Raw genomic sequence first — 11,791 nt, 5'->3', positions numbered from 1 at the left:
AAGGTTTCAAGCGCGGGCCAGGGCCAACCGTGCGGGGACGACGGGTGTGCGGGTCTGGTCGGAAAACATCAGGCTGGTGTCCACATCGGCACCGTACAAATCGTTGAGGAACTGGCTGCTCAGCTCGCTGGCCTGGCCATCGAAGTGAATCCGCCCGCCCTTGAGCGCCACGGCTCGGGGGCAATAACGCATGGCGTAATCGACCTGGTGCAGGGTGACCACCACGGTCTTGCCGTCGCGGCCGTTGATGTCGGCGAGGATCTCCATGACCTTGCGCGCCGACTCCGGGTCCAGGGAGGCGATGGGTTCATCCGCCAGGATCACTTCGGCGCGTTGCGTCAAAGCGCGGGCAATTGCCACGCGTTGCTGCTGGCCGCCGGACAAGGTGGAGGCGCGCTGGCTGGCCAGGTCTGCCAGGCCGACGCGGGCCAGGGATTCCATGGCGAACTGTTTTTCCTCGGTGTTGAACAAACCGAGGTTGCCGCGCCAGCGCGGCATGCGGCCCAGGCAACCGAGCAGTACGTTGTCGAGCACGCTCAGGCGGTTGACCAGGTTGAACTGCTGGAAGATGTAGCCGATGTCGGCGCGCAGGCGCCGCACCTTGCCATTCAACCGCCCGCTGGCCTGCACTTCCCGGCCCAGCACCTTGACGCTGCCGCCGTTGCTCTTGTCGCAACAGGCCAGGCCCGCGAGGTGGCGCAGCAAGGTGGACTTGCCGGAGCCGGAAGCGCCAATCAGCGCGACCATCTCACCGGTGGCAACGGTGAGTTCGAGGTCGACCAGCGCGGATTTCTTCGCAAAGGTCTTGTTCAGATGATCGACATGGATAGCTGGAGTCATGGGCTTCTCTGTCTGGTTGAACAGCCATCCGTGGCTGCGTTTGAGTTCAAACGACAGTAGGCGCGGGCTGTGTCAGCCCTATGACTTGCACATGACTGGAGTAAAACCGTTTGATGAAGGTTTGATGAAAGGTTGGAAGTAGCTGTAGGACGTTGATCGTTCCCAACGCTCTGCGTGGGAATGCCGCCTCGGACGCTCTGCGTCCATTGAAGTTTTGCGCAGTGGTGACGCGGAGCGTCACGGGATGCATTCCCACGCAGAGCGTGGGAACGATCCATACCTAACCTGTGGCGAGGGAGCTTGCTCCCGCTGGGCTGCGCAGCGGCCCCAAGCCTGGGTGACACGGTCTGTCAGATGTACTGAAGTGGCTGACTTGGGCCTGCTTCGCAGTCCAGCGGGAGCAAGCTCCCTCGCCACAAGGTCTTCGCCCGGCATTGGAAATGTGCCGGACTGTGGTGCAATAGCTGGCCGCCAATATGTGCAAAAGGACAACGTGATGGGAAAAGACAAGGCATGTCCGGTCATCCTGCGAACCCGCCAATCCCTGGAAATCCTCGCCTTCAAACACCCACTGGCAGGTCTTCAACTGGTCAAGGGCAGCGTGGAGCCTGGCGAAAGTACCGAGGCTGCGGCAGTTAGAGAGCTGCTTGAAGAGGCCGGGATAACCGGCAAGGTGATACGTGACCTGGGCACTTGGCACTCAGCGTCCACGGGGCATACATGGGCCTTTCATCAATGCCTGATCCCTGAAGACCTGCCAGATACCTGGACCCATTTTGCAGAGGATGATGGCGGCCACGAGTTCCAGTTCTTCTGGCACCCGCTGGCGAGCGAACCGTCAGAAGAGTGGCATCAGGTCTTTAAAGATGCCCTGGAGTTTCTAAAGCCGCGCCTTGCCGAGATCCAACTGGCAACGTAAATCCAATGTGGGAGCCGGGCAAGCCCGGCTCCCACATTTTGATTTTCATCAGGTTCAAATTCGTCGGTGTTATTGGGCGGTGCGGGCGCGCAATCGCGGCATCACAAAATCCAGAAACGCCCGCAGCTTCAGCGGCAACGGCGACTGCCCTTTGTGCACCAGGCTAATGGGCAGCGGCTCCGACTCGAACGCCTCAAGCACCACCGCCAACGCCTCCTCCCGCACTGCATCCGCCACTTGATACGAGAGTACCCGAATCACCCCAACCCCCAACGTCGCCGCCGCAATCGCCGCTTCTGCGGTGTTCACCGACAACCGCGAATGCACCGGTACCGAGAGCCCGGTTTTACCCGCGCCAAATCCCCACGCCCCTTGGGACGCCAGCACTTCGAAGGTGATGCAGTCATGCCCCGCCAAGTCCTGGGGCTCAGCGGGTACACCGCGAGCGGCCAGGTACGCCGGGCTGGCGCACACCACCCGCCGCACCGCGCCCACCTGCATGGCCTTGAGCGAGCTGTCGGGCAACTCGCCAATGCGCACCGCGACGTCGCAGTGTTCTTCCATCAGGTGCACGACGCGGTCGGTGAGGATCAGGTTGATGTCGATCTCCGGGTACTGCGCGAGGAATTCCGCCACCACCGGCACGATGTGCAGCCGCCCGAAGACCACGGGCGCGGTGACCACCAACTCGCCCCGGGGCTCGGAATATTCGCCAGTGGCCGCGCGCTCGGCCTCGCTGATGTCTTCAAGAATGCGCCGGCATGCGTCGAGGTAAGAGGCGCCGGCATCGGTCAACGACAGCTGGCGCGTGGTGCGGTGCAGCAGGCGCGTTTTCAGGTGCGTCTCAAGCTCGGCCACCTTGCGGCTGACGCTGGCCAGCGGCATGTCGAGGCGCCGCGCCGCAGCGGTCAGGCTGCCTGCATCAACCACGGCAACGAAGATGGACATGGATTCAAGACGGTTCATGGCAACCTATCAAATTCTGGAAGGATGATTCCAAATCCTAGGGGATTATCCTGATAAGCGCGAGTGCGTAACGTTGGCCACTCATCTCCTTCCCGGAGATCTGCATTGAAGGAGAGCGCCGTGAGTGGCCTGCCGATGACATCCCAACCTTCCACAGCGCCTGCGGTCGCGCCGCGCGGCAAGATCATCATGATGGCGGTGATCGCCGGCGCGGTGATTACCAATATTTACTGCACCCAGCCGATCCTGCCGCTGATCGCTTCGGACATGGGCGTGGACGTGACCACCGTGGATCTGGTGGCCGGTTCCGCCCTGCTGGGTTTTGCTACCGGGCTGGCGTTGCTGCTGCCGATGGGCGACCGTTTTGACCGCCGCAAGCTGGTGCTGGGGCAGATCGCCCTGGCGTTCTGTTTCGCCCTGGCGGCGGCGTTTTCACCGGGCATCTGGGCGCTGATCGGGGCGTCTTTCGGCTTGGGGATTGTGAGCTGTGTGCCGCAGCAACTGGTGCCGTTCGCGGCGGTGATGTCGCAGCCCCACGAACGCGGGCGCAATGTGGGCACGGTGGTCAGCGGGATCATGGTCGGCATCCTGCTCGGGCGCACGATCGCCGGCGTAGTCGGTGAGGCTTATGGCTGGCGGGCGGTGTACGCGATGGAGGCGGCCTTCATGATCCCGGTGTGGATCGGTGCCGCCAGGCTGCTGCCACAAGGCGTGCCGAGCACCAACCTGTCCTACCCTCGCCTGCTGGCTTCGCTGTGGCCGCTGATGCGCGACAACAGCCCGATTCGCCAATCAATGATGGTGCAGGCGTTGTTGTGGGCTTGCTTCAATGCGTTTTGGGTGAATCTGGCAGCACTGTTGGCTCATGGGCCATGGCAATTGGGCAGTGCCTGGGCCGGTGGCTTCGGGATTATCGGTGCGGCGGGTGCGTTGGCGGCGTCGCTCGGTGGGCGGGCTTCCGACAGGCTGGGTTCGCGCAAGGTGATTGGGGCGAGTATCGGGATTGTGACCTTGGCGTTCCTGCTGCTGGCGGGTGCCGAGACTTCGATTATCTTGCTGGTGCTGGGGGTGATCGTGCTGGATATCGGCGTGCAGTCGGGCTTGGTTTCCAACCAGACCCGGGCGTTTGCGGTGGACCCGAAAGCCCAGGGCCGCATCAATAGTTTGTACATGACGGCGACGTTTTTTGGCGGTGCGGTGGGGGCGACAGTCAGCGGCTGGTTAATGGCGCGGTTGGGCTGGATGGGGATTGTGGAGTTTGGGGTGATGCTGGGGGTGATTGCCGGGGTGGTCCACTGGACAAGCGCGCCCAGGCAGACTGAGGAGCTGACGTAATTTCAAATCAAACGAGATTCAAAATGTGGGAGCGGGCTTGCTCGCGAATACGGTATATCAGTGCCCGATTTGTTGGCTGACACGCCGTATTCGCGAGCAAGCCCGCTCCCACATTTGAGCTTTGTTGTTGGGTGGACTGTATTCCAAACCAGCCATGAAAAAGGCGACCCGAAGGTCGCCTTTTTTCATTGTGCGTACTGCTTGCTCAACCCCGGCGGTACGCCATGGACATCGGTCTCTTCCCAAGGCCCGTTCGGGCTAATGGACCGGCTCCAGCCGTTGCTCCAGCGGTAGTAGGTGCGCTGGCGGTAGAACGTATCCGGCTGTTCGTCCAGCACGTACACCTGCATCTTCCCGTCCCAGTGGCTGGCCGCACCCGGTGGCGGTGCGAAGGTCGGCGAGGAGCTCGGCACCGGCTTCGACGGTTTGATCACTGGGCCTGAGGGCTGGGTGCCTGGCTGTGTGCTCGGCTGGGTCGACGGCCCTGTCGGTGGAATAGTCGGCCCGGTAGGCGACGGAGGCCGATGGACCGCACAAGCACTCAACCCCAGTACCAGGCTGAGCAGGGTGATACGTGCGATAGCGGTCATGGGCATTTCCTCGAATTATTGGTCCGGACTGTCGATGGTCAGCTGCTGCAGCGCAGTGGTGCTGCTGGCCAGGGGTTGGCTGCGGCCGATCCACTCGCCAGCTGTGGGAACACCTGCCCGGGATATGCGCGCAACCAGTTGGACTTCGGGAAAGTTGGACAGTTTCAACTGCGGCATCATCGCGTCGCTGTCGCCCAGCTCGACGGTGATCGGCAGGTCGGCCACGGTCACGCGCTTGGCCGCCAATGGCGCCGGCGGGCCTTTGACGGCACGGGCGAAGATGAACACGCTGTCGGTCGGCAAGGCCTTGGCCTTCACATCGGCGGCCAGGTCCACCCGCACTTGCATCTGTTTTTCTGCCTTCACAGGCGCCACGCTGCCGCCACTCTCCTTGAGCTTCTCGGCGGCCCGGTCGATCCCGCCTTGCAGCGCGGCACGGGAATTGTCGTCCGGTGGCAGTTGCGCCAGCAGGCGGTTCCAGTAGTCGATCGCTTCCTGGTAACGCTGGCCTTCAAAGGCGGCGATCCCCAGCAGGCCGAGGCTGGTGACTTCCTTCGGGTCGAGTTTCAGTGCTTCGTCGGTCAGGGCCTGGACCTTGGGCGACCACTGTTTGTTGTCGGCAAAGTACTGGGCCTGGGCCCACTGGCCGAGCAACTCGGGCTGGCGACCGGCCAGGGCCACGGTGCGCTCGAAGATTTTCGCCGCATCGGCGGAACGGTCCTGGGCCATGTAGGCGCGACCGAGGAAGTACAGGCCTTCCGGCGAATCCGGCTGGGCCGCTGCGGCGCGCTCCAGGCGGCGGGTCATGTCTTCCATGGACACCGGCGGCTGGGAGAATTCGCGGGTCAGTTCGACCTTGTCGCTGGCACCGTAATGCAGGTACAGCGCCACGCCCAACACCGGCACCAGAAACGCCGCGAGCAACGGCAACGGTTTGCCGAGGCGCGATTCCCGGGGCTTTTCCACACCCTCGGTATCCGCCAGCAACTCACGGGCCGCTTCAGCGCGACCGCTGTCCAGCTGGGCCGCATCCAGCACGCCTTCGGTCTGCTGGGTTTGCAGTTCCGCCACGCGTTCCTGGTACAGCGCCACGTTCAATGCAGTGCGATCCTCTTCACGCTGGGCACGGCGGCCGCGTAACACCGGGATCAGCAGGAAACTCAAGGCAATCAGAAGCAGCAGACCTGCTGCGAGCCAGAAATCAATCATCAGTTTTTTTGTCCAGCAGTTGGTCGAGGCGTTGACGCTCGTCGACGGAAAGCGAGTCCGAGCCATCGGCCGGGGCGACACGACGGCGGCGCACAATCACCGCCATAACGACTAAGCCTGTGAGCAACAACCCGGCGGGGCCGAACCACAGCAGCGCAGTCTTGCCGGTGAGCGCCGGCTTGTAGCGCACGAAGTCACCGTAGCGGTCGACCATGAAGTCGATGATCTGCTGATTGTCCTTGCCCTCGCCGAGCATGCGGAAAATCTCTTTGCGCAGGTCGGCGGCGATCGGTGCGTTGGAGTCGGCGATGTCCTGGTTCTGGCACTTGGGGCAGCGCAGCTCCTTGGTCAGTTCGCGAAAACGCTCGCGGTCTCCGTCCTTGGCAAATTCGTAAGTGTCGATGGCGGCGTGGGCCACGCCGACCATGCTCAAGCCCAACACAGCGGCGGCTAACCAACGCTTCATGGCTTGGCCTCATCCACCAGCGCCTGGTACTTGGCGGCCAGTTGCTCGCGCCACACCACTTCGTCGATCACGCCCACGTACTTGTCGCGGATCACGCCCTTGGCGTCGATGAAGAAGGTTTCCGGAGCGCCGTACACACCAAGGTTCAGCCCGAGGTTGCCGTCTTCGTCGCGGATATCCAGTTGGTACGGGTTGTGGAATTCAGCCAGCCACTTCAGGGCGGCAGCATTGTCGTCCTTGTAGTTGATGCCGTAGATCACCACGCCCTTCTCCGCCAGCTTGTTCAGCACCGGATGCTCCACGCGGCAGGAAATGCACCAGGTGCCCCACACGTTGACCAGTGCCGGCTTGCCCAGCAAGTCAGCCTGGGTCAGGGTTTTGTCGCCCTGCACGGTCGGCAGCGAGAACGCCGGAAATGGCTTGCCGATCATGGCCGACGGCAGCTCGGCCGGGTCCAGGTACAGCCCGCGATACAGGAACACCGCCACCACCAGAAACGCCGCCAGCGGTAACACCATCAACCAACGCTTCATACTGGCGCTCCTTGCAGACCGAGGGCTTCACGCACCCGGCTCTTGACCTTGACCCGGTAGCGCCGGTCCATCGCTGCCAGCAAACCACCGAAGCCGGTGAGCAGGCCGCCGAACCAGATCCAGCGCACAAACGGTTTGACGTGGACCCGCACGGCCCAGGCACCATCGCCCAACGGTTCACCCAGGGCGACGTAGAGGTCGCGGGTGAAACCGGCGTCGATCCCGGCTTCGGTCATCATCGAACTTTGCACGGTGTACAGGCGTTTTTCCGGGTGCAGCACGGCGATTTCCTTACCGTTGCGCACCACACGTACGGTGCCTTTGTCGGAGGTGAAGTTCGGCCCTTCGAAGTGCTTGGCGCCTTCGAAAATGAAGTGATAGCCGGCCAGGTCCATGGACTCGCCGGGGGCCAGGCGCAGGTCGCGCTCGGCGCTGTTCTGGCTGGACAACACCACACCCAGGGCGCACACGGCGATGCCGATGTGGGCGACCTGCATGCCCCAGTAACTGCGGGTCATGGTCGGCAAGCCTTTGATCAAACCTTTGTGGCGGGTCTTGTCGATCAGGTCGCGTACACCGGCCAGCAATACCCAGGCCGCGAGCATGAAGGTGGCAAGCACGGCCCAGTTGAAGTCGCCGTAGGCAATACCGGCGATCACGGCCAGCGCGGCGCTGCCCAGCAGTACCGGGGTGAGCATGCCCACCAGCCATTTCACCGGGGTGTCTTTCCAGCGCACCAGTACGCCGACCGCCATCACCACCATCAGCAGCGCCATCAACGGGATGAACAGCGCGTTGAAGTACGGCGGGCCGACGGACAGCTTGGCGCCGCTCAGGGCATCCAGCACCAGCGGGTACAGGGTACCGAGCAGAATCATCGAGGCCGCCACCACCAGCACCAGGTTATTGCCCAGCAGCAGGGTTTCCCGGGACCAGAGGTTGAAGCCCACGTGGCTCTTGACCACTGGCGCACGCAGGGCGAACAGCGTCAGGGAGCCGCCGACCACGAACAGCAGGAAGATCAGAATGAACACGCCGCGCTCCGGGTCGGAGGCAAACGCGTGCACCGAGGTCAGCACGCCGGAACGCACCAGGAACGTACCCAGCAGGCTCAGGGAAAACGCGGCGATGGCCAGCAACACGGTCCAGCTTTTGAACACGCCGCGTTTTTCCGTGACCGCCAGCGAGTGAATCAGCGCGGTGCCCACCAGCCAGGGCATGAAGGAGGCGTTTTCCACCGGGTCCCAGAACCACCAGCCGCCCCAGCCGAGTTCGTAGTAGGCCCACCACGAGCCCAGGGTGATGCCGATGCCGAGGAATGCCCAGGCGACGATGGTCCACGGCCGCGACCAGCGCGCCCAGGCGGCATCGAGACGCCCGCCGAGCAAGGCGGCGATGGCGAAGGCGAAGGCGACCGAGAAACCGACGTAGCCCATGTAGAGCATCGGCGGGTGCACGATCAGGCCGATGTCCTGCAGCAGCGGGTTGAGGTCGTGCCCGTCGACCGGGATCTGCGGCAGGATGCGGGTGAACGGGTTGGAGGTCATGATCAGGAACAGCAGGAAGCCGATGCTGATCATGCCCATCACCGCCAGCACCCGGGCCAGCATCACCTGCGGCAGTTGGCGGGAGAAGATCGAGACGGCAAAGGTCCAGCCGCCGAGGATCAATGCCCACAGCAGCAACGAACCTTCGTGGGCGCCCCACACGGCGCTGAACTTGTAGTACCAGGGCAAGGCGCTGTTGGAGTTATTGGCGACGTAGGCGACAGAAAAGTCGTCGGTCATGAAGGCGTAGGTCAGGCAACCGAAGGCGAATACCAGAAAGGCGAACTGGCCCCAGGCAGCCGGCTGGGCCAGGCTCATCCACAGGCGGTCACCGCGCCAGGCGCCCAGCAACGGGACCACGGCCTGGACGATGGCAAAGCACAGGGCGAGAATCATCGCCAACTGGCCCAACTCCGGAATAAACAGTGCGGACGTCATGACTTAGCCCTCCTTGGCGGGGGTCGGGGCGGATTGACCGCTGTCTTTGAGGGCCTTGGTGACTTCCGGCGGCATGTATTTTTCATCGTGCTTGGCCAGCACTTCGTCGGCCACTACCACGCCGTCGGCGTTGAGCTTGCCGAGGGCGACGATGCCCTGCCCTTCGCGGAACAGGTCCGGGAGGATGCCGCGGTAGGTGATGGTCACGGACTTGTTGAAGTCGGTGACGATGAACTTGACGTCCAGGGAGTCGCCGGAGCGTTGCAACGAGCCTTTCTCGACCATGCCACCGGCACGGATTCGGGTATCCAGCGGCGCTTCGCCGTTGGCGATCTGGGTCGGGGTGTAGAACAGGTTGATGTTCTCCCGCAGGGCGCTCAGGGCCAGGGTCACGGCAATGCCGACACCGACCATGATGGCCAGGATGATCAACAGACGCTTTCTACGCAGCGGATTCACTTTTCGGTCTCCCGGCGCAAACGACGCGCCTCTTGTTGCAGGTAACGCTTGCGGGCCAGGATCGGCGCGGCGACGTTGAGGGCCAGCACCGCCAGGCAAATGCCATAGGCCGTCCAGACGTACAGGGCGTGATGGCCCATGGCGAGAAAATCACTGAAAGAGTTGAAGCTCATCCACGGGCTCCCAGGCTGTTTTGCACTTCGGCCTTGACCCAACTGGTGCGGGCTTCACGCTTGAGCACTTCGAGGCGCATGCGCATCAGCAGCACGGCGCCGAAGAAGCAGTAGAACCCCAGCACCATCAGCAGCAGCGGCGCCCACATTTCCACGGGCATTGCCGGCTTTTCGGTGAGGGTGAAGGTGGCGCCCTGGTGCAGGGTGTTCCACCACTCCACCGAGTATTTGATGATCGGGATGTTGATCACGCCGACGATCGCCAGCACCGCGCAGGCCTTGGCGGCGCTGTCACGGTTGCTGATGGCGTTGCCCAGGGCAATCAGGCCGAAGTACAGGAACAGCAGGATCAGCATCGAGGTGAGGCGCGCGTCCCAGACCCACCACGAACCCCAGGTCGGCTTGCCCCAGATCGCGCCGGTGACCAGCGCCACGGCGGTCATCCAGGCACCGATGGGCGCGGCGCATTGCAGGGCCACATCCGCCAGCTTCATCTTCCACACCAGGCCGACGATGCCGCACACCGCCAGCATCACGTAGCAGGACTGGGCCAGCATCGCGGCAGGCACGTGGATGTAGATGATGCGAAAGCTGTTGCCTTGCTGATAGTCCGGCGGCGCAAAGGCCAGGCCCCAGACCAGGCCGATGCCGATCAGCAATACGGCGGCGATGCTCAACCACGGCAGCAGTTTGCCACTGATGCCGTAAAACCATTTGGGCGAGCCGAGCTTGTGAAACCAGGTCCAGTTCATGCTGTTTCCATCACGGTTGCTTCTCGTCGTTGCGAGAAGCTTAGGGTCTTTACTGGTTAAGGTTCTATCGCTTAACCAGACCTCATTATTCGCCGACGCTGATCTTCAGGCCAGCCGCTATAGCAAAGGGTGTCAGGGTTACCGCCAGGGCGGCCAGGCTGCCAAGCCACAAGAGGTAACCGGTCGCCGGCATGCCCTGGAGCGCGGCTTGCAACGCGCCGCTGCCCAGGATCAACACCGGGATATACAAAGGCAAGATCAGCAGCGCCAACAACAGGCCGCCGCGTTTCAAACCGACGGTCAGTGCCGCACCTACGGCGCCCAGTAGACTGAGAACCGGCGTGCCAAGCAACAAGGAAAGGAGCAACACCGGCAGGCATTCGGTGGGCAACCCCAGCATCATCGCCAGCAGCGGCGCGAGCAATACCAGCGCCAGGCCGGAAAACGCCCAGTGTGCCAGTACCTTGGCCAATACCAGAAGTGGCAGGGGGTGCGACGAAAGGACCCACTGTTCGAGGGAACCGTCTTCAAAATCACTGCGAAACAGCCCGTCCAGCGAGAGCAGGACCGACAAAAGCGCCGCCACCCAGACCAGTCCCGGAGACAAGGTTTGCAACAGTTTAGTCTCGGGGCCCACCGCCAACGGGAACAGCGCAATCACAATCGCGAAGAACACCAGCGGGTTGGCCAGTTCGGCCGGACGGCGACAGAGTAACCGCGCTTCGCGGGCGACCAACAGGACAAATACGCTCATACCGCCCACCGGCCCAGGTCGAGGTCGCAGTAACCGGCGGGCATGCGCGTCAAGGTGTGGTGAGTGGTCAGGACAACCATGCCGCCCTGCTCGCAGTGCGCGGCAAGGTGTTCTTCCAATTGGGCAACGCCTTGTTTGTCGAGGGCGGTGAAGGGTTCGTCGAGAATCCATAGCGGCGGGCCGTCGAGATACAAACGGGCCAGGGCCACGCGGCGCTGCTGGCCGGCGGACAGGGTGTGGCAGGGAACGTCTTCGAAACCCTTGAGGCCAACCGCGGCCAGCGCCTGCCAGATCGCCTCGCGGCTGGCGGGATGATGCAGGGCGCTGAGCCAACTGAGGTTTTCTTCAGCGGTAAGCACATCCTTGATTCCGGCGGCGTGGCCGATCCAGATCAGGTTGCGCGCCAGCTCGGTGCGCTGCTCGTGCAACGGTTTGCCGTTGAGCCGCACTTCCCCCGCCGTCGGCTGCATCAGCCCGGCCAGCAGGCGCAACAGGCTGGTCTTGCCGCTGCCGTTGGGGCCGCTGACCTGCACCATGTCGCCGCCCGCCAGACGCAGTTCGAGGTGTTCGAACAGCATCCGCAGGTCACGTTCACAGGCGAGCGCTACGGCTTCTAGAAGAGGGCTGGTCAAGAGATCGCGGGCCTTTACGGTTCAAGTCGGCGGTGGAACGGCCGTTAAAGAGATGCACATTAACTGCTTTGGCGACCGTTTTTAGAGAGCTGGATCAATCAGTTGTGTTGTTTTTAACGCTCTCTTTGAAGACGGGCGGCATTATACATGTGATGCCCTACTCTAAAGAGGGCAATTT

At 62.8% G+C, this 11,791-nt stretch carries 14 protein-coding genes; 2 read left to right on the top strand and 12 right to left on the bottom strand.

Translation table 11 applies throughout. The features are described from left to right. Window positions 1–6: 6 nt before the first annotated feature. Window positions 7–840 carry a phosphonate ABC transporter ATP-binding protein gene (phnC, locus tag HX839_RS10690; protein ID WP_087694468.1) on the bottom strand — a complete coding sequence of 278 codons (834 nt, stop codon included), beginning with the start codon at window positions 838–840 and terminating at the stop codon, window positions 7–9. 496 nt (window positions 841–1,336) lie between these two features. On the opposite strand from phnC, the gene HX839_RS10685 reads away from it, so the two are divergent. After that, window positions 1,337–1,759: an NUDIX domain-containing protein gene (locus tag HX839_RS10685; protein ID WP_177067034.1), complete on the top strand. Its 423-nt coding sequence runs from the start codon at window positions 1,337–1,339 to the stop codon at window positions 1,757–1,759. Between the two features lie 69 nt (window positions 1,760–1,828). On the opposite strand, the gene HX839_RS10680 is transcribed toward HX839_RS10685, so the two are convergent. Then, window positions 1,829–2,725, bottom strand: coding sequence for a LysR family transcriptional regulator (locus HX839_RS10680; RefSeq protein WP_177067033.1), 897 nt, complete (start codon window positions 2,723–2,725; stop codon window positions 1,829–1,831). 135 nt (window positions 2,726–2,860) lie between these two features. Here HX839_RS10680 and HX839_RS10675 point away from each other — a divergent pair, with 135 nt between their 5' ends. Next, the gene (locus tag HX839_RS10675) at window positions 2,861–4,060 is read left to right on the top strand and encodes an MFS transporter (RefSeq protein WP_177067050.1); all 1,200 of its coding nucleotides are present in this window, start codon (window positions 2,861–2,863) and stop codon (window positions 4,058–4,060) included. A 185-nt stretch (window positions 4,061–4,245) separates the two neighbouring features. Here the strand turns inward: HX839_RS10675 and HX839_RS10670 are convergent, their stop codons facing one another. The 10 genes from HX839_RS10670 to ccmA all read right to left on the bottom strand — a co-directional run bounded on the left by HX839_RS10670 (window position 4,246) and on the right by ccmA (window position 11,559). After that, window positions 4,246–4,650, bottom strand: a complete 405-nt coding sequence (locus HX839_RS10670; protein ID WP_003210627.1) for a hypothetical protein — start codon at window positions 4,648–4,650, stop codon at window positions 4,246–4,248. A 15-nt stretch (window positions 4,651–4,665) separates the two neighbouring features. Then, on the bottom strand, window positions 4,666–5,859 hold the full coding sequence (ccmI, locus tag HX839_RS10665) for a c-type cytochrome biogenesis protein CcmI (protein WP_177023215.1): 1,194 nt from the start codon (window positions 5,857–5,859) through the stop codon (window positions 4,666–4,668). Continuing rightward, window positions 5,852–6,325 carry a cytochrome c-type biogenesis protein gene (locus tag HX839_RS10660; RefSeq protein WP_003210629.1) on the bottom strand — a complete coding sequence of 158 codons (474 nt, stop codon included), beginning with the start codon at window positions 6,323–6,325 and terminating at the stop codon, window positions 5,852–5,854. The genes ccmI and HX839_RS10660 overlap by 8 nt, the downstream gene beginning before the upstream one ends. After that, complete coding sequence (locus HX839_RS10655) at window positions 6,322–6,858, bottom strand: DsbE family thiol:disulfide interchange protein (protein WP_008434782.1); 537 nt, start codon at window positions 6,856–6,858, stop codon at window positions 6,322–6,324. Before HX839_RS10655 ends, HX839_RS10660 begins: the two co-directional genes overlap by 4 nt. After that, window positions 6,855–8,843 carry a heme lyase CcmF/NrfE family subunit gene (locus HX839_RS10650; RefSeq protein ID WP_087694319.1) on the bottom strand — a complete coding sequence of 663 codons (1,989 nt, stop codon included), beginning with the start codon at window positions 8,841–8,843 and terminating at the stop codon, window positions 6,855–6,857. The genes HX839_RS10655 and HX839_RS10650 overlap by 4 nt, the downstream gene beginning before the upstream one ends. A gap of 3 nt (window positions 8,844–8,846) precedes the next feature. After that, on the bottom strand, window positions 8,847–9,302 hold the full coding sequence (gene ccmE, locus HX839_RS10645; protein WP_177067032.1) for a cytochrome c maturation protein CcmE: 456 nt from the start codon (window positions 9,300–9,302) through the stop codon (window positions 8,847–8,849). Next, complete coding sequence (ccmD, locus tag HX839_RS10640; protein ID WP_008434788.1) at window positions 9,299–9,475, bottom strand: heme exporter protein CcmD; 177 nt, start codon at window positions 9,473–9,475, stop codon at window positions 9,299–9,301. The genes ccmE and ccmD overlap by 4 nt, the downstream gene beginning before the upstream one ends. Beyond that, on the bottom strand, window positions 9,472–10,227 hold the full coding sequence (locus HX839_RS10635) for a heme ABC transporter permease (RefSeq protein WP_008434790.1): 756 nt from the start codon (window positions 10,225–10,227) through the stop codon (window positions 9,472–9,474). Before HX839_RS10635 ends, ccmD begins: the two co-directional genes overlap by 4 nt. Window positions 10,228–10,312: 85 nt before the next feature. Beyond that, window positions 10,313–10,981: a heme exporter protein CcmB gene (gene ccmB / locus HX839_RS10630; protein ID WP_177067031.1), complete on the bottom strand. Its 669-nt coding sequence runs from the start codon at window positions 10,979–10,981 to the stop codon at window positions 10,313–10,315. After that, entirely contained in the window at window positions 10,978–11,559 is a 582-nt protein-coding gene (gene ccmA / locus HX839_RS10625; RefSeq protein ID WP_371315628.1) for a cytochrome c biogenesis heme-transporting ATPase CcmA, read from the bottom strand. Before ccmA ends, ccmB begins: the two co-directional genes overlap by 4 nt. Window positions 11,560–11,791: the final 232 nt, after the last annotated feature.

The sequence above is a fragment of the Pseudomonas sp. I8001 genome, from assembly GCF_013385345.1.
Taxonomy (GTDB): Bacteria; Pseudomonadota; Gammaproteobacteria; order Pseudomonadales; family Pseudomonadaceae; genus Aquipseudomonas.
The sequence above is the reverse complement of the archived record's forward strand: the minus strand, read 5'-3'. Positions and strand labels throughout refer to the sequence as shown.

Coding starts and splice junctions, on each gene's coding strand:
- phnC (WP_087694468.1), bottom strand. CDS start 840: ATGACTCCAGCTATCCATGTCGATCATCTGAACAAGACCTTTGCGAAG.
- HX839_RS10685 (WP_177067034.1), top strand. CDS start 1,337: ATGGGAAAAGACAAGGCATGTCCGGTCATCCTGCGAACCCGCCAATCC.
- HX839_RS10680 (WP_177067033.1), bottom strand. CDS start 2,725: ATGAACCGTCTTGAATCCATGTCCATCTTCGTTGCCGTGGTTGATGCA.
- HX839_RS10675 (WP_177067050.1), top strand. CDS start 2,861: ATGACATCCCAACCTTCCACAGCGCCTGCGGTCGCGCCGCGCGGCAAG.
- HX839_RS10670 (WP_003210627.1), bottom strand. CDS start 4,650: ATGACCGCTATCGCACGTATCACCCTGCTCAGCCTGGTACTGGGGTTG.
- ccmI (WP_177023215.1), bottom strand. CDS start 5,859: ATGATTGATTTCTGGCTCGCAGCAGGTCTGCTGCTTCTGATTGCCTTG.
- HX839_RS10660 (WP_003210629.1), bottom strand. CDS start 6,325: ATGAAGCGTTGGTTAGCCGCCGCTGTGTTGGGCTTGAGCATGGTCGGC.
- HX839_RS10655 (WP_008434782.1), bottom strand. CDS start 6,858: ATGAAGCGTTGGTTGATGGTGTTACCGCTGGCGGCGTTTCTGGTGGTG.
- HX839_RS10650 (WP_087694319.1), bottom strand. CDS start 8,843: ATGACGTCCGCACTGTTTATTCCGGAGTTGGGCCAGTTGGCGATGATT.
- ccmD (WP_008434788.1), bottom strand. CDS start 9,475: ATGAGCTTCAACTCTTTCAGTGATTTTCTCGCCATGGGCCATCACGCC.
- HX839_RS10635 (WP_008434790.1), bottom strand. CDS start 10,227: ATGAACTGGACCTGGTTTCACAAGCTCGGCTCGCCCAAATGGTTTTAC.
- ccmB (WP_177067031.1), bottom strand. CDS start 10,981: ATGAGCGTATTTGTCCTGTTGGTCGCCCGCGAAGCGCGGTTACTCTGT.
- ccmA (WP_371315628.1), bottom strand. CDS start 11,559: ATGCTGTTCGAACACCTCGAACTGCGTCTGGCGGGCGGCGACATGGTG.